The following is a 17,350-nucleotide window of genomic DNA, read 5'->3' on the forward strand; positions in this document are numbered from 1 at the left end:
ATCGTATCGTTGCGTCATCAAGATTCTGACTCCTAACTCCTAACTCCTAACTCCTGACTCCTAACTCCTGACTCCTGACTCCTAACTCCTAACTCCTGACTCCTGAATTCTGAACCCATTTACCCATATTTGATTCCAGGCAATAACACATCCAATGTTGAAAAATCTGTTATGCAGTTTTCCACTGCTTTTATTTTCATGCCCAGCAGTTTGGGCAACGCCTTTGAATGACAATGCAAATACCCCAGATGCTAATTTTGGTACGTTGCAGGGACAAGTCACCTCAGTTTCTCAGTTTTCCGATGTCCAACCGACTGATTGGGCATTTCAAGCGCTGCAATCGCTGGTGGAACGCTACGGTTGCATTGCAGGTTATCCCAATTCCACCTATCGCGGTAACCGGGCTTTAACTCGTTACGAATTTGCGGCAGGTTTAAATGCTTGTTTGGATCGAGTGAATGAGTTAATTGCTACAGCTACCGGCGATTTAGTCAAGAAAGAAGATTTGGCAGTGCTGCAAAAACTACAAGAAGATTTTGCAGCAGAACTAGCAACTCTGCGCGGGCGGGTGGATAACTTAGAGGCACGTGCAGCAACCCTAGAAGCGCAACAGTTTTCTACCACCACCAAGCTGAATGCTCAGGTTATTACTGCCATTACCGACACCTTTGGCGATCGCGTGGGAGGGGATGCTGATGAATCTAATACTATCTTTGCTACTCGCGGTCGTTTGAATTTGGAGAGTAGTTTCACAGGTAAAGATTTGTTGCGAGTCCGTCTGGAGTTTGGCAACTTTGCCGATGCCAATGGCATAAGCCGAATTGCCACAGCCAGTGGTACGGGAATGACGCGCCTCAACTTCGACAACGACACCGACAATAGACTGATCGTTCCCCACATTCGTTACTACTTCCCGGTGAGTAATTCCCTATCCTTCGTTGTCGGCCCTGTAGGCATTGGTTATAACGACATCACAGACAACGTCACCCCTGCTACCATCGGCGATGATGGCAACGGAATTCCCTCACTATTCGGCAAGAACAGTTTCCTTTTCGAGCGGGGTGGCGGTGGTGCAGCCGTCAACTGGAGTATCAGAAAGGACTTGGTTCTGACTCTGGGTTACTTAGCAAATAGTCCCAATAATCCTACACAGAACAATGGGTTATTTGATGGCGGTTACAATGCTCTTGCCCATTTAGTGTATTACGCCAAACAAGGAGCCATTGGTATAGCTTATTCTCATGGCTATAATCCTGCTGGCACCGTTGATGTCACAGGTGGAAGAGGTAGCGTTCTATCCAGCGCTCCCTTTGGCAACAATATTGCTACTTCCAATAGCATTGTCGGCCTCCAAGGGTATTATCGCTTGTCGCCAAATTTCCAGATTCACGGTTGGGGTGGATATATCTGGGCCACTGCTGAGAGTTCTGGTTTGAGTAATATTTCCAATGGCATTGGTGGAACAGATTCTTTGTTCGTAAACAACGGCGATAATGCTAATGCCTGGTTTGGGGCCATTGGCTTGTCATTCCCAGATGTGGGAGGTAAAGGTAACCTTCCAGGAATTCTCGTTGGTTTACCACCGCGTATTTCTAACAGTGATGTCCGTGAAGAGCCAGATAACGCTTACCATATCGAAGCATTCTATCGCTTGCGATTAAACGACAACATTTCAGTAACTCCTGGTTTTTGGGTAATTCTCAACCCAGAAAACAACAGCCAAAATGATACTCAATACGTGGGAGTACTTCGCACAACCTTCGATTTTTAAATTGAAAATGTTGATTGTATGGGGTATTGGGCATTAGGCATTAAAAAGTCAAAAGTCAAAAATCAAAAGACACTCATATTCTTTTCTTTTTAATAGACTTCTAAGAGAAGTGGGGAAAAGGGTAAGGGGTAAAGGGTAAAGGGCAAATAAAAACCCTTTTCCCTTTAACCTTTTCCCTTTCCCCCTCTTGCAAAAGTAACTTTTGCAAGAGATCTAATGAGTGCCTTTTAGCTTTTGACTTACTTTTCCCCTGCTCCCCACACTGCCTACTCCCCAGTTTTAAATCCACTGACATACACTTGTAATTGCTTTGCTACTTCTGTTGTTTGTTGTAGAGAGTTTGATACAGTACTAGAAGAATCTGCGGTGTATTTTAAGGTTTCGGTAATGTGTTCGATGTAAGATGCCATCGCTTGGGAAGTTTCTGTTTGAGATGCTGTTGCTGTAAAAATTGATTGGACTAAATGATTTATCTGTTGAGATACTTTTAAAATATCTTCCAGGCTTAACTTGGTATTTTGGACAATATTTGCTTTTTCTCCTATCTTATGAGTTCCCAATTCTATGGCTTGAAGTAATGCGCTAGTTTCCATTTCCACATTACTTAAAACGCCTTCAATTTCTTGGGTTGCTTCGCTAGATTGCACAGCTAATTGAGCAATTTGTTCTGCGACTTTGGCAAAACTCCGACCGCGATCGCCCATCCATGTGGCTTCAATACTAGCGTCACTGGCTAATAAGTTAGTTTGGGTGGCGATTTGCCTAATCGTTGATGCTACACGGTAAATTTTGTGAGAATAGTCGCCCAAACTATTGACTTTGTTGCCTATTTGTGAATTTGCTTGTTGTAAATTCCACATACTTTCGGCAGTTAAATCCATTGTTGTCTTGGCTGTTTCTGCTGTATTAGTAGTAGTAACAGCTATTTTATGTAATTGTTCAGCGCTATCTGTTACTTTTTGAATCCAAAGATTCAGATTATTTAGTTCTTGAAGGGTATAGTTAACCTGTTCGATTTGTTTGAGTGTTTCATCTCCCACTTGTTGGACTAAAGCAGAATTTTCGCCAACACCAACATTCATTTGGTAAGCAATTTGTTGGACTTGAGTAACAATTTCCCACAGCGTATAAATGATGGTATTGATTCCATTAGCTAAGATTCCAGCTTCGCCTGTTGTCACTTGAGAACGAACAGTTAAATCTCCTTGTAATACTTCGTTAATATCGGCAATAATTTCTAGCAGTTGCTTTTGCAAAATTTGTTGGCTGCGCTTTAATTCTTCTTCGGTTTCTTTGCGTGAAGTAATTTCCACCAGCACGCAAACAAAGTTGATTGTTTGTCCAAATACATCTAGGACGGGAGAAACAGTTAATTCACACCAAAAATAACTTCCGTCTTTCCGATAAGTTTTGAGTACAACTTGGCATTCTCCGGAAGTTTCCATTGCCTCATCTAATTCTGTAATTGTATCTGGATCTGTGTCATAACCTTGGAGAAATTTGTAGTTACATCCCAGTAATTCGTCAGATGAATAGCCTGTGATTTTTTCCAAGGCCGCATTACAAAATATAATTGGATTTGTTGGCTGACGTGGATCGGTAATGAATATAGCGTTACTTGCGGAAGCGATGGCCCGATCCCGAAGCCGCAAAACTTTCTGCGTGTGTTCGAGTTCAGCTACTAGACTTGCTTGTTCTAAAGCAATGCCGACTTGAATTGCTAATTGTTTAAATAAATTAATTTCATATTTGTGCCAATCACGGGTTGTGGAACACTCATGGGCACACAATAAACCCACAAGTTGATTATTATGAATAATCGGTGCAATCAAATTTGCTTTGATTTGAAAACCTTCAAGAATTTCCCGGTGACATTCCGTAAAACCAGCTGCATAAATATCATTGGTAGCTCGGACTCGACCATTTTTGTACATTTCAATATAGTCTTCCCGGAATGGGTCATTGACAGTTTTTCCTAAGGTTTTTGTCCAACCTTGGCCAACGGACTCGGCAATGATAATCCCACTCCAATCAGCATTGAAACGATAAATAATCACACGGTCTGTTTTCAATGCTTGACGAACTTCATAAACAGTAGTGTTCTCTACATCATCTAATTTGAGCGATCGCCGAATTTTTAAGGTAATTTCTGTAAATAATTGTGAAAGTTTGGCTTGGGCTTCTTGCTGTGCCAAAAGCTTTGTTTGATCGGACAATCGTCGGTCTATAAATGAAGTCAGCAGGGTAAAACCAAGAATTACAAAAGTAGCAGTAGCAATGGAAATACCCAACACAGTTAGGGAATCGTTGGTTTTTGCTAGCCCAGAAATTGCTGCTGGGTTAGTCGGGATGAATTTAACAGCCGCCATCCCTGTGTAATGCATTCCAGCGATCGCTCCCCCCATGACAATAGCACTACCAATCTTTGCCAACCAGTCAGTTGTACTGGTGGGCGTGCGTAAATGAAAGGCAATGTTGAGTGCTAAAATCGATGCGCCGATGGCGATGGCAATGGAAAGTAGAAACAGCACTGGGTTGTATGTGGCGGTTGCTTGCATTCGCATTGCCAGCATTCCAATGTAGTGCATCGAGGCGATACCAATACCCATTAACGTCCCACCAACCAGCAATTGCCAAATACTTAACACTGGGCGACTGACTAGGAAAAGTGCGCCCCCCGAAGCAATGACCGCAGGTAGCATAGAAACCAGCACAATCAACATATCATAGGCGATCGGTATCGCCATACTAAAAGCGAGCATGGCCACAAAATGCATCGACCAAATACCGATTCCCATAACCATTGCGCCGCCAATTAACCAAGCGACTTTCGCCGATGCTTTGGCTGCTGTAACCCTTGCAGCCAAATCAAGAGCAGTATATGAGGAAAACACAGCGATGAAAATTGAAAGTGCTACCAAGCGTAGGTCGTAGATGCTAGTCATAGGGGAGGTGGGGAGGTGGGGAGGTGGGGAGGTGGGGAGGTGGGGGGATGAGGGAGATGAGGGAGACAAGGGGGACGAGGGAGACAAGGTAGCAATCTTTCTCTCCGAAGTTCTGATGGTCGGAAACCTCCGCTCAGACTTCTCTCCTTGTCTACCCCCCCTCTCCCCATGCCCGATGCCCCATGCCCCATATTCAATTCTTAATAAAAATTCCTCATAGCTTTACCATTGTCCATATCTATTTCAGTATCTTAATTAAAAAGGCAATTCGTGATATTCTCATACTTAGATACTCTAAATAAGTGTGCAGCTAATAAATTGTCTATTTGTTTAGAAAAGATTAATAATTTATATCAAAAACTATACACTGTCAAAGTTATTAAAGCAGGCAGTTGTAGATCCTTATTTATAGAGAGTGCTTCCAAACAAACCTAAGTCAAGAAAACGTTATGATATCAACACTTTTGAGCGATCGCTATCGCATTATTAGCGTACTTGGAACTGGTGGATTTTGCGAAACATTCTTAGCGGAAGATACCCAAATGCCTTCTGGGCGGCGTTGTGTAATTAAGCAACTCAAGCCAGTAACCGAAAATCCAGATGTTTACCAATTGGTACAAAGGCGATTTCAAAGAGAAGCCGCTATTTTAGAAGATCTGGGTGGGGCAAGCGAGCAAATTCCTACTTTGTACGCTTACTTTCAAGCAGATGGGCAATTCTATCTCGTACAAGAATGGATTTCTGGACAAACCTTAAACCAATACGTAAAACAAAACGGTTGTTTGAGCGAAAGTGAAGTAATTCCCATTTTAATCAGTCTGTTGAAATTGCTGGACTTTGTACATAGCAAAGGTATTATCCACCGCGATATTAAACCGGACAATATTATTCTGCGTTCATCTGATGGCAAGCCAATTTTAATTGATTTTGGCGCAGTGCGGGAAACAATGGCAACAGTCATGTATCCAGAAGGCACTGTTAGTAATTCCATTATCATTGGTACACCCGGTTTCATGCCTAGCGAACAAGCAGCAGGACGCCCAGTTTTTGCCAGTGACTTATATAGTTTGGCACTAACAGCTATTTTCTTGTTGATGGGAAAATCGCCTCACGAATTGATGACAGATTCCTATACTGGAGAACATGTTTGGGATCGGGATGTCATCAGTCCCCATTTGATGGAAATTTTAAAAAAAGCAACTCAATTTGATGTTAGAGAACGGTATTCAACTGCTAAAGAAATGCTGAATGCTTTGGAAAACGTTGCCAATTCAGCTGCACCAAACGTACCGATGTATAATCAATTTTCTGCTTTGACTAATTCTGTCATCCGCTTGCCAGCTGCCCAAAGCAGCAAACAAAACGCTATTTTTGTTGGTAGCACTTTAATCGGTGGTGGATTAATTGGTGCATCGGTCATCATTGGTCTTTTGTTAGCAAACTCTCCTCAATCCGGGACATATCAAGAAGCGACATCTTCCCTACTTCCAAAAACAGAAGTTGGAGAAAATTCTTCTTTGTCCCTTCCACCAGGAACAGCAAATAATCAAATCGGCACAATCCGCGAATTGCCAATTACAAACGCTGCTAATTTACCGAATTCTTTTTATTTCGTAGCAAATTCTAGTTTGCCAAATTTGCAAGCTGCCATCAAGCAAGTGAAAATTTTACAATCTCAAGGAATTAGTCAATCAGGGGTGCTATGGATACCAGATTACCCCAATTTATCAGATAAAAAAAATTCCTTCATAGTTTATGTAGCCACCTTTAAAGACCGTCCTAATTGTATTCACTTTCTTAAAAATTACGGACAAATCAATCCAGAAGCATATTGCGCCTTTGCTAGCAAAGATTTAAGCGCACCGATGGCTAAAACGTCTTTTAAGGAAATAAAGTGAAACAAACTGTTCCCTGCTGTTTGTTGCCTTTTAAATTAAGTTTTACACCTTTAAAAGGAAACAAGCAACAAGGAATTCCCACAGTTAAAATTAGGGGATTTAAACAAACACAATTATCTAATTGTGATTAATCGCCATAGCGTTAATTAAATTTAACTAAGATACTTTTGGTTGCTGCCATATAATGAGGTTTAATTCAGAACAATTGTAAGCTCCATTGACAATTTGATTTTCGTGGTCAGCTATCCAATCATAAATTTGTGCAGCTTTTGTTAATGCCACTGTTTCTGAACGATAAAGCCGAGGACTAGGACAATAAGCTTGGCCATTGATGTGTATAGCTGCAATGTGCCAATAGTCACTGCCTTCACCCTCTGGTACAACGTCTAAAAAGCCGTTACTGTAAGGCTGGATTATTCCTATGTTCATCTACAACCATCAAACTTTCAAACAAAGGCCATAACAAAACTGATAAGCTGATGCGGTTTTAAATTGCACAGTCCCTCATACAGTTGACGGTTGACGATTAACTCTCAACAGGAAAAAATATGCAACTTAAATGCAAAAGCAGCTTATTAATCATTTTGTCTTTGCCGCCAATAGAAATCTGAATTCTTGGTCACTTTTTAGTTTAATTCCCTGATTGGCAGCAATAATGACCTTCAAACAATACTTCCCATGCAAATGAAGTATAAAAAAGTCAAGTAGAACGACTTGAAAATGTAAAAATCATAAAATTCAGTTCGTAGTAAAGACTTTAGTCCTTTTTTGAGAACAAAAGTTCTCACTACAAACCTTTAATTATTTATCCTGTTCTACTTAACTGTTAACCGTCAACAGTAAACAGTTAACAGTCAACAATCAACGCTTTAGCTTAATTCAAGCAATCCTTTAGCGCATAAATTACTTGGTCTTGTTGTTGTTGTGTGAGTTCTGGGAACATAGGCAAAGATATGACTTCGTGGCAAGCTTGTTCTGTCACTGGTAAGTCTCCAATTTGATAGCCCAGGTTTTGATAAACTGGCTGCAAGTGTAAAGGATAGGGATAGTAAACCATTGAACTGACACCTTGCTCTTGTAGTTGAGTACGTACCCAATCTCGATATTTGGCGCTAGCACCATTTCGTCCTTCGCCGGAAATGCGAATGGTGTATTGGTTCCAGACGCCAATACCCCCTGGTAATTCTTGAGGCGGGACAATGGCGGGAATTTGACTCAGGAATTGATAGTAATAATTAGCAATTTCTCGCCGCCGTTCATTCCAAATATCCAAATAACGCAGCTTAATTTGCAAAATAGCCGCTTGTAGAGCATCCAAGCGGCTATTTACACCTATTTCTTCGTGTAAATATCGAATTTTACTTCCATGATCTCGTAGGATTCGCAGTTTGGCAGCGATGGCTGGGTCGTTAGTTGTTATCGCTCCGCCATCCCCGCAACCACCAAGATTTTTAGTAGGGTAGAAACTAAAGCAACCAATATGTCCAATGCTTCCGACTTTTTCCTCGCCCCAGATTGCGCCTGTAGATTGAGCGCAATCTTCAATGACTGACAAGTTGTGAGCAAGAGCAATGGCCATCAATGATGTCATATCCACTGGTTGCCCAAATAAATGAACCGGGATAATCGCTTTGGTTTTTGGTGTAATCGCCGCCGCTATTTGCTCTACATCTAAATTAAATGTAGTCGCATCAATATCTACAAAAACAGGTTTTGCACCCACGGCACTAATCACTTCAGCAGTAGCGATAAAAGTGAAAGGTGTTGTGATCACCTCATCGCCTGCACCAATTCCCAAAACTCGTAGAGCTAAATAGAGCGCATCAGTACCAGAATTACAAGCTACACATTGACTAACACCATGATAGGCAGCAAACTGTTGCTCGAAGCCTTCGACTAAGGGGCCACCTATATAACGACCAGAAGCCAGAACTTCTAAAACAGCTGCACTTACTTCTGCTTCGATGCTGGTGTATTGTTGCTTGATGTCAAAAGCAGGGACGGGATTTACGCTTTGGAACATGAGTTTTTATTTTATCGGAAAAGACTATCGCCCAAATCAGGCATCTATTAGGGTTTTTGCTTAAATTGTGGTGTAGCCAACTACTACACGTTAATTTACAGATAGTTGTGTTAAGTTATTGAGTTTTTAAATTGCACAGTTAATCATGACGTTGGTTGAACGCTGAATGTTAACTGTCAACCATCAACAATCAACACAAAAAGATGTCAGGGCAGTTTACTAAGTGTTTACCATGTTAAAGTTGTAGCATTTTGAATTTTCAATTGATGAAGGTGATATATATCAACCAAGAGCCAAGACATCGAATCAAAGTTCCACGTGTGGGTGCTGCTTTGAGAAGAAAATACCAGGAGATGCAAAACTGATGCAGGAGCCAATAGAGCTAGATTTTGTAGATTTAGGCATTGCTTTAGGATTAATGGCCATGGCTATTGGTGTATCTATCTGGGAAAAGTTAGGACTAGAGTTGAACTTAGCCCTTGTTACTGGAAGAACCATCTTACAACTACTTGTATTGGGATACATTTTAGATTTCATCTTTGCTTTGAACAATGGTTGGGCGGTTTTGGCAATATTAGCAATTATGCTGACAATTACGGCGATTGTCGCACGAAATCGCATCAGCCAAAAGATTCCTTATGTATTGCCTTTGGTGTGGGGTGCAATTTTTATTAGCACTGCCATGACAGTGCTTTACACTAGCTTCTTAATTCTTCAACCAAACAGATGGTACGAACCACAGTATGTGATTCCCCTAGCAGGAATAGTCATAGGTAATGCCATGAATGCCGCAGCGATCGCTGGGGAACGTCTTGTCAGCACCATTAATTCCAGCCATATGGAAATAGAAACTTACTTGAGCTTAGGCGCAACTCCAGAACAAGCGATCGCCCAGTACCGCAAAGACGCCATCAGAGCAGCACTGATACCTACTTTTAATCAAATGATACTTATCGGTATGGTAGCAATACCAGGAATTACTACTGGTCAGTTACTAGCTGGTGTCAGACCCCTGGATGCTATATCCTACGAAATTTTAATTACCTTCCTAGTTGCTTTTGCTAACTTACTGACAACAGTGTTATTAACTAGGGGATTGTGTCGTCAGTTTTTTAATTCTGCGGCACAATTAATCAGGTAACTCTAACTCAATACGCTTGGGTTAAGAAAGTTCCTCTGTGAAGGGAATAGGGAACGGGGAACAGGTAACTCATAGGGATTTCCAAAGAATAAATTACTCAGAAAAAATCACTTGCTGACTTTAATTTACTCATCGTCCACATCTGCAAAGATAGATTCTCATGACTTACGCCAAATTATGAAAAAACGTAACCCTTTTCATTGGTTGCAAAGAAAGCGATCGCTCTGTTCCACTGCTATATTTGTTTTCAAATAATCCCGCACCAAATCACAGGCATAAGCTGGTGCATCTAGGTTGAGAATTCGCTGCAAATTCCACAAAATGAGTGTGTTGTCATCTCCTCCGGAAACTAGCAAAGTTCCATCGCGGCTGATGGCAATTTTCCGAATGGCTGCTGTATGTCCTCTGAGGGTAGTCAGTTCTTTACCATCAACCTGCCAAAGTTTAACTGTAGTATCTACACTGCCAGAAGCAACTATTTTGCCGTCGGGAGTAAAGGCAACTCCCCAAATGGCGGCGATGTGACCTTTGAGTGTTTGCAGCAACTTGCCCCTTTGGGGTTCGCTAGTGACTTGCCCCGGAAAACTCCTTTTTTGGTGCTGCTTGGACAGTGCTGATTTACCACCAACAGCCCACAACTTAACAGTATTATCGCCACTTCCAGTTGCCAGCATTTTACTGTCTTGGCTAAAGGTGACTCTCCAAATTGCTGCGGTGTGACCTTTGAGTGTTTCTAACAACTTACCATCCAGTGTCCACAGCTTAGCAGTGCCATCACCACTAACAGAGGCAATGAGGCGGCTATCTGGACTAAATGCAACTTCCCAAACTTCGGCTTCATGTGCTTTGATTGTCTGCGGTGCGGGTCGATGGCGTTTCCAAATCTGAATAAACTTTTCCACACTTCCCATTGCGATGGTTTTACCGTCGGGACTTAATACTGCTGCTAAGGGTTTATTCAGAGGATCTTTATAACTAGCGACCAAACTGCCGTTAAGCTTTTTGAGTCTTAAGGTATCATCGTAGCAGCGCAGAGCAATCAATTTGCCATCTTCACTGAATGAAACCTCAAATATTGCACCGCCAGATTGAGTAAAAGTTTTCAGCAATTTACCTTGACGACTCCAAAGTTTAGCAGTGTTTTCGTGGCTAGCTGTGGCAATGGTGGAACTGTCAGGGGCGATCGCTATTGACCAAATCCCGGCTTCATGGGCAATAATACTTTTTTGGAATGGATTTTCTTTTTGCCACAGTCTGACAACGTTTTCTGTGCCCGCTGAAGCAATAAAGGTGTTATCGGGACTAAAAGTCACTCCCCAAACTGAGGCACTGTGTCCTTTAAGTGTCCTCAGTTCTGTACCGTCAATATTCCAAAGTTTAATTGTTTTGTCGAGACTGGCGGAAGCAATAGTTTGACCATCGGCACTCAAGTCCACTCCCCAAACCCCCGCAGTGTGACCTTTAAGAGTTTTATACTCGCGGTAGCTGCCGTCTTTGCCATCTCGCTTCCAAAGTTTCACAGTTTTGTCTTCACTCCCAGAAACGATGGTTTGGCCATCAGGAGTAAAAACTACTTTCATTACCCAAGCTGTATGACCTTGGAGAATTTGTAGGGGTTGGGCGTTTTCCCAGCCTAAAGCGTTTCGTTTCCAGAGTTTTACTGTTCTGTCTAGATTTGCAGCAGCAAGTATTTGACCATCAGGACTGAAGGTGATTCCAGAAAAACCCATTTTGTAACTTTCAAAGGTGTTGAGCAAGGTACCGTCTGGCTTCCAAAGTTTCACAGTTTTGTCCCAACTACCGGAGGCCAGGAATTGACCGTCAGGACTAAAGGCTAATCCCCAGATGGAACCAGTGTGAGCTTTGAAACTTTTGATTAAAGTGCCATCTGGGTTCCACAGTTTAATAGAGCCATCTTCACCAGCTGAGGCCAGCATCTGACCGTCAGAGCTAAAATCGATGGCTCTCACTGCTCCTTTATGGCCTTTGAGAGTGGCAACTTGTGTACCGTCTCGTCGCCAAAGCTTGATTGTTTGATCTATGCTGACTGAGGCAATTAAAGAAGAGTCAGGACTGACATCTACTGCTAAAACAGCTGCTGTATGACCGGAAAAATGGTTGTACTCATCTGCTCCATAAACTGCTTGTTGCAATGCGTCATTCACCAAACGCTGAATCTTTGGGTTTGGTTTATCTAGTTTTTCTAGTCTACGCTTGGCTTTGATTGCTTCTATGAGGGCATCTAATCGGCGATTGGAAGCAAACAGCCCCTCAGAAGAAGATACAAGCGCTCGGATTTCGCTGCTTTTTGCTTGGTATGCACTTTTGAGAGTTTGGCGGTACAAAATGAAACTTCCTGTGGCCAATCCACTGGAGACGAGTAAGGCAATAGCTACTGTAATTAAGAGAAATCTTTGCAATTTAGCAGTTTTTCGCTCTTGTGCTAACCTTGCTGCTACTTCTTTGGCTCGTGCTGCTTCCAATGCTGTTTGCACGGCTTTGCGTTCGTATTCTTGGCTAGCGGCTAAAAATTGATAATCCAAATCGCTCAGACTTTTGCCTTGCAACCAATTTTGAGTATCTTTGAGAGCTTTTCCTCGCAACAGACGCGATTCATCTTTATAAGCCGATGCTACCCAGGCGTTGAATGTTTGCGAGTATGGACGGAGGTTGTCTAAGTATCTGAGTACCCATTGGGCATTAAAAACATGACGATAAATGGGATTTTTAATTTTGAGATCGCCGTTGCGTTTTTCAACTAACCCAGATAACAAAAGTTCTGTTTGTTCTGGACTATCATCCGTCGGTACAGCGAAAAGAGGATGCAAAGAATTACTTGTCTTTGTGTCCCCGCGTCCACCCATCCCCGCGTCTTCCTCATCTTCTGCTTGCAACACTCTTTGATAAAGTCCCAGCAATCTTCCGGCTCGGTGTTCGTGGAAAAGTAACCGATCGCGAATTGTCCGCAGGTGTTCTGGTTCGTCTTTGGTTTCCCAATGTTCGATAATCTGCGATCGCACTAGTTGTTCTACCCAAAATCCTTCGGTTCCTGGCAGTAATGAGATTGTTCCGTATGATGTTTTTAAGGCGGCCTGAGCAACTAGTTGGCAGAGTTTTTGGGTTAAAAACGGCTGTCCTCCCGTCCAATAAATTATCTCTCGTAGTATTCTCTGTGGTTGAGAGATGATTTCTTCTAGCCCTTTGAGTAATGGTGTTGCTTCATGTAATTGAAAGCCTTGTAACTCGATGGCTGTACCAATATTAAAAGGCGTCCGCCGTTTGTCTGCTATTAAATCCGATGGACTAGCTACTCCAAATAGTGCAAATCCTAAGCGTTGAAAATTCTGATTAGATGCTTGTTGATTGTAACAATGACGAATCCATGCAAAAAAATCGTTGACGGGAAAATTTAAACTCAATAAACTATCAATCTCATCAATAAAGATAATAATTCCTGTGGCTTTCCCATTAGTCTCAGATTGTTTTTGCAGATTTGTTAATAATAGTTCTTCTACAAATTGATGTAATTTTTGTACCGAAGAAATTCCTGATTGTGCGTTCCACCATTCTTTAAAATTGACTTTTTCTGCCAAATTTAGACTATAAAACAAGCTGATGGTTATACCTTTGTACCATTGTTCCGGTGTAGTATCTTCACTACCCAAGCGGGTCATATCCAAGTAAACACAGTTATAACCTTCTTGTTTCAGGCGATAACTTGTGCGCTGTAGTAAAGACGATTTACCCATCTGCCGACAGTTTAAGACGTAACAAAAATCTCCAGCTTTCAAGCTGGTATAAAGTTTTTCGTCTGCCTGACGGATAACATATGTGGGATCGTCACTACGAAGACTACCCCCTACTTGGTATCTCATATCAAAGTGCGACTACAAAAAATAGATTAACTAGCAATTCCATTTATTTTTCATTGTGTAATTCCAAGATACCCGATTTTTGAAATCAATCGGTTATCTTGTGCATCACCAATAATTTGCAATTGCTGTCGATACTTTGTTAGCAGTAAACATTTTCCAGTTTACTGCTTTTATTCAAATTGGATTGTATCACTTTCTTAAGTCAAGAATCTGTAATTTTTCCTTAACTGTCTTAAATGTCTTAACTGTCCGTTATTGATTTCAAATTACGATTAACTGTTTGCTTAAGTGTCTTAACTGTCCTTGCATGTTGCTCAAAAAAGCAAGATACTATTGATTAGTAATCCTAAATCATTTGTGAATAATATCTGTGTAGTCAATGTGCAACGCCAAATGCAAAACAGCTTATTAAACAATTCTTGATAGTTGTTTGCCAAAATAAGCGCGGTAGAGTTCGCAACTTGGTAAAATGCGATCGCCCTCAAAACGAATCAAGCCTAAACTGTCAAGTTGATAGGCCTCAATTGGATTAATAAAGGTGCTTTGCGGGGATTTCACCAATTGGGCATAGGTTTTAGCTAAAGTGGGTTTTTCTTGTAGTTGTAACCACAGTCGCCATAGATGATAGCGGTAAATGCCGCCGTTGGCGATGGCTTCTGTCATCAGTTCTGGGAGAGTTAGTTCTTGCGATCGAAGAAAATATAGGGAAATCCGAATTAGTGCTGGATGACCGCCTACAAATGACATTAGTTGGCTGGATTCTTTGCTACTATTCCAATTTAAACCGTGTCGTCTAGCTAAGTCTTCTATCTGTTCTTGAGTAAATTCTCCAAGACGGATGGGTAATCCAATGTTGAATGGAGAGCGATTAATATCTAAAGTGGCATATTCTTCTGTAGAATAAACCACTACTAATTTCAATTTCTGCCAATTGTGATTTTGTTGTGCTTCCTCACACCAAGAACGCAATAATGCAAAAAATTCTTGAGCAATGTGAGGATATTCAAAAAAGCGATCGACTTCATTTAAAACTAAAACTATGGGAGTGGTAATTTGTTTGAGCAAATAGCTTTGCAAATAAAAGGTGGAACTCAACTTACAGCCAATTTCTTCATCCCACATTTCATTTAAGTTGGGATCGATGTCTAATTCTCTAGCAACATGCCAGCAAAAACCACGCAATAATTTGTTTAAGTTAGTCAAAGAATCAGAATCAATTTGGTAGCAATTCAAATTAGCTGTCCGATATCCTTGCTTTTGTGCAAAGGCTAACAACCGCAGCACCAGAGAACTCTTACCCATCTGTCTTGGTGCTTTAATCCGAATCACACACCCTGGTTGAATTATTTCCCGATAAACCAATTCTTCAATGGGTGGACGTTCGATATACAACGGTGAATCCAAAGGTACAGGCCCATCTGGGTATGGCCAAAAACTTTCTAATTGCTTGGGTTGTTCGTTAACAAAAGAATCAAGAGTTAAACTTTGATACAAGCTTGTTTTTTGTCTATGTAAATTCAATGAAAGTAATTGTGAAGCTTGAACTTTATCTGCTTCGTTGAGAATTATGTAATCTTGGGATGTTAATTCTAAATTAAAAGCGCTAAAACACAGCTTTAAAGTTTTTTGGTCTACACCCGTATCTAATGATAACAATCTGCTCAGTGTTTTCGTGGAGATATTCATGCGTTCGCCTAATTTATCTAAAGTCAAACGCTGACCATAATTTTCTGCTACTTCCATAGCCAAAATCGCTGCCTGTAAACGCTTTAACCCGACAGAACTCAGCACAACACCCCGGCTTCGCGTGCTTTTTTGTGGTTTCATGTCGCTAGTTATTAACCTGTTTTTTTGTTAACTTTTTTTTACTATGGCCCAATTTTCTCATTTTTTCAATCGTTTATAGACCAGTTACTTAAATGTTTTAAGCTTTTTTTTAGCTTTCAAGTAAGTGGGTACGAATAAACAGAAGTGGCTTTTTGCCTAGAAACTAATAGCAAAAAGCTTAACTTTCAAGTAGGCAGTTTAATTTATTTATACATTTCTAATTAACTATGGGATTGAATTAATGAAAAAGATACGTTTTTCGTTAACAACTTTAAATTAGAAGTATATTTAAGCACAAATTGATTTTTTATACTTAAAACAGACTGCTACATTTTTTGCTCAAGGGATACAGTATAAGTTCTCACAAACTTGTTGTGCTGTTGTTCGCTGTTGACTGTTAACTGCGAACCGTCAACAGTCAACGTTTTAACCGGAATAATTTTTTGGAGTTCCCTTAACGCTATTTTCAAGCTAAATGACTCTACATCACCTTAATGGCTGTGATATTATGGGAGACTGCTGCATACATTTATTGAAAAACTAAAATTTGGATCATGGCTCTGACGCAACTGCGGAAACAAGAAATAATTTCCAACTACCAAGTTCACGAAACCGACACTGGTTCGGCTGATGTCCAAGTTGCCATGTTAACTGAGCGGATCAACCGCCTCACTGAACATCTCCAGGCAAATAAAAAAGACCATTCTTCCCGGCGGGGACTATTGAAGCTAATTGGTCAGCGCAAGCGTCTTCTAGCTTATATCCAAAAAGAAAATCGCGAAAAGTATCTAGCTTTGATTGCTCGTCTCGGTATTCGGGGTTAGAGGCAATGGCTTATGTCTGCTGAAGAATCGGAACGCAATCGCCTGCCTTTTGAACCAAACAAAAAGCGCCAAAAACCTGTAAAAACTCCAACTCAACAAGCAGCGACAGCACAAAAAACCAGCAACCAAGCTGATAGGAAGCCGCCTTACACCAAAGAAGAAATGGCGATTCCGAAAGTAGTCAGCCAGCGAATGGTTCGACGGGTAGCTGTATTTTGTGGTATACCAACAATTTTGGCCATTAGCACCTTGATTGTGAGCTATCTGCTTGCCACCTACGCCAACATCAAACTAGCTCCCATTGCCGTTTTATTGGTCAACATGGGATTATTTGGTTTGGGGGTTTTAGGAATAACTTATGGCGTTCTCTCTGCCTCTTGGGATGAAGAAAGAGTCGGGAGTCTGCTGGGTTTGGGTGAATTCGGCACCAATTGGGGAAGAATGGTGGCAGTTTGGCGAGAAACTCGGCAAAAAAACTCTTAAAGAAGAATTCACAAATCCAGAATTCAGAACAAGAAGTGGGGGATGGGAAACTACCACTCCCTTACCAAAAAAATTGTCAGGGACTTCTAGAAAATAAATTATCCCATTTTCATAGCGGTAGATTCTTTCTCCTCTGCTTCCTCTGCATACACAGTGATGGAATATTTTTTTAGTTGGAAGTCCCAATCATATTATTAATACAGCATATTTCAAGTAAATGAAGTACACCGATAGGGGCGCATAGCTATCATCGGTGTCAACTTAAGCTCAAACGCTTGTCCCGCGGCCGTTTTACCCCACCCCTCAATCCCCTCCCCGCTTGCGGGGCTACGGTGTACACACAAGTCTTGAAATTACACCTCACACTTGGTTTCGTCGTCTATCCCTAAGCTGTTGGATCGCTCCGAAAGCCTGTCATTGCGAGGAGGAACGACGAAGCAATCGCAAAAACCACGGGATTATGCGATTACTTCTCTACGAGACGCTTCGCGAACGCTTCGCTCGTAATGACAGTTAAAATGGTCTTTACGGCTTGAAACCCTTACAGATAGTACTTGTGTGTA

Annotated in this window: 11 protein-coding genes; 6 read left to right on the forward strand and 5 right to left on the reverse strand. The window is 41.4% G+C overall.

Features of this window, described 5'->3' with window-relative positions; translation table 11 throughout:
- Window positions 1–154: 154 nt before the first annotated feature.
- Window positions 155–1,771, forward strand: a complete 1,617-nt coding sequence (locus VF06_RS31750; RefSeq protein WP_099072616.1) for an iron uptake porin — start codon at window positions 155–157, stop codon at window positions 1,769–1,771.
- A gap of 266 nt (window positions 1,772–2,037) precedes the next feature.
- Here VF06_RS31750 and VF06_RS31755 read toward each other — a convergent pair whose 3' ends face one another.
- Window positions 2,038–4,716, reverse strand: coding sequence for an MHYT domain-containing protein (locus VF06_RS31755; RefSeq protein ID WP_099072617.1), 2,679 nt, complete (start codon window positions 4,714–4,716; stop codon window positions 2,038–2,040).
- A 31-nt stretch (window positions 4,717–4,747) separates the two neighbouring features.
- On the opposite strand from VF06_RS31755, the gene VF06_RS39755 reads away from it, so the two are divergent.
- Entirely contained in the window at window positions 4,748–4,936 is a 189-nt protein-coding gene (locus VF06_RS39755) for a hypothetical protein (RefSeq protein WP_143864498.1), read from the forward strand.
- 229 nt (window positions 4,937–5,165) lie between these two features.
- Complete coding sequence (locus VF06_RS31765) at window positions 5,166–6,614, forward strand: serine/threonine-protein kinase (protein WP_099072502.1); 1,449 nt, start codon at window positions 5,166–5,168, stop codon at window positions 6,612–6,614.
- A 156-nt stretch (window positions 6,615–6,770) separates the two neighbouring features.
- On the opposite strand, the gene VF06_RS31770 is transcribed toward VF06_RS31765, so the two are convergent.
- Window positions 6,771–7,043 (reverse strand): hypothetical protein, encoded by a 273-nt coding sequence (locus VF06_RS31770; RefSeq protein ID WP_099072501.1) that lies wholly within the window; start codon window positions 7,041–7,043, stop codon window positions 6,771–6,773.
- A 445-nt stretch (window positions 7,044–7,488) separates the two neighbouring features.
- Window positions 7,489–8,637, reverse strand: coding sequence for a DegT/DnrJ/EryC1/StrS family aminotransferase (locus tag VF06_RS31775; RefSeq protein ID WP_099072500.1), 1,149 nt, complete (start codon window positions 8,635–8,637; stop codon window positions 7,489–7,491).
- Window positions 8,638–9,001: 364 nt separating this feature from the next.
- Here VF06_RS31775 and VF06_RS31780 point away from each other — a divergent pair, with 364 nt between their 5' ends.
- Window positions 9,002–9,778, forward strand: coding sequence for an ABC transporter permease (locus VF06_RS31780; RefSeq protein ID WP_099072499.1), 777 nt, complete (start codon window positions 9,002–9,004; stop codon window positions 9,776–9,778).
- 197 nt (window positions 9,779–9,975) lie between these two features.
- Here VF06_RS31780 and VF06_RS31785 read toward each other — a convergent pair whose 3' ends face one another.
- Both VF06_RS31785 and VF06_RS31790 read right to left on the reverse strand, forming a co-directional pair.
- Window positions 9,976–13,653: an AAA-like domain-containing protein gene (locus VF06_RS31785; RefSeq protein WP_099072498.1), complete on the reverse strand. Its 3,678-nt coding sequence runs from the start codon at window positions 13,651–13,653 to the stop codon at window positions 9,976–9,978.
- A gap of 408 nt (window positions 13,654–14,061) precedes the next feature.
- Entirely contained in the window at window positions 14,062–15,480 is a 1,419-nt protein-coding gene (locus VF06_RS31790; RefSeq protein WP_099072497.1) for an AAA-like domain-containing protein, read from the reverse strand.
- 554 nt (window positions 15,481–16,034) lie between these two features.
- Between VF06_RS31790 and rpsO the strand changes: the two genes are divergently transcribed.
- Entirely contained in the window at window positions 16,035–16,304 is a 270-nt protein-coding gene (gene rpsO, locus VF06_RS31795; RefSeq protein ID WP_099072496.1) for a 30S ribosomal protein S15, read from the forward strand.
- A gap of 12 nt (window positions 16,305–16,316) precedes the next feature.
- Window positions 16,317–16,787, forward strand: coding sequence for a PAM68 family protein (locus VF06_RS31800; protein WP_099072495.1), 471 nt, complete (start codon window positions 16,317–16,319; stop codon window positions 16,785–16,787).
- The last annotated feature ends 563 nt before the right edge of the window (window positions 16,788–17,350 follow it).

This window comes from Nostoc linckia z4, assembly GCF_002608075.1.
GTDB lineage: Bacteria > Cyanobacteriota > Cyanobacteriia > Cyanobacteriales > Nostocaceae > Nostoc > Nostoc linckia.

Excerpts from the sequence above, each read along its gene's own strand:
- VF06_RS31750 (WP_099072616.1), top strand. The coding sequence starts at position 155 with ATGTTGAAAAATCTGTTATGCAGTTTTCCACTGCTTTTATTTTCATGC.
- VF06_RS31755 (WP_099072617.1), bottom strand. The coding sequence starts at position 4,716 with ATGACTAGCATCTACGACCTACGCTTGGTAGCACTTTCAATTTTCATC.
- VF06_RS31765 (WP_099072502.1), top strand. The coding sequence starts at position 5,166 with ATGATATCAACACTTTTGAGCGATCGCTATCGCATTATTAGCGTACTT.
- VF06_RS31770 (WP_099072501.1), bottom strand. The coding sequence starts at position 7,043 with ATGAACATAGGAATAATCCAGCCTTACAGTAACGGCTTTTTAGACGTT.
- VF06_RS31775 (WP_099072500.1), bottom strand. The coding sequence starts at position 8,637 with ATGTTCCAAAGCGTAAATCCCGTCCCTGCTTTTGACATCAAGCAACAA.
- VF06_RS31780 (WP_099072499.1), top strand. The coding sequence starts at position 9,002 with ATGCAGGAGCCAATAGAGCTAGATTTTGTAGATTTAGGCATTGCTTTA.
- VF06_RS31785 (WP_099072498.1), bottom strand. The coding sequence starts at position 13,653 with ATGAGATACCAAGTAGGGGGTAGTCTTCGTAGTGACGATCCCACATAT.
- VF06_RS31790 (WP_099072497.1), bottom strand. The coding sequence starts at position 15,480 with ATGAAACCACAAAAAAGCACGCGAAGCCGGGGTGTTGTGCTGAGTTCT.
- rpsO (WP_099072496.1), top strand. The coding sequence starts at position 16,035 with ATGGCTCTGACGCAACTGCGGAAACAAGAAATAATTTCCAACTACCAA.
- VF06_RS31800 (WP_099072495.1), top strand. The coding sequence starts at position 16,317 with ATGTCTGCTGAAGAATCGGAACGCAATCGCCTGCCTTTTGAACCAAAC.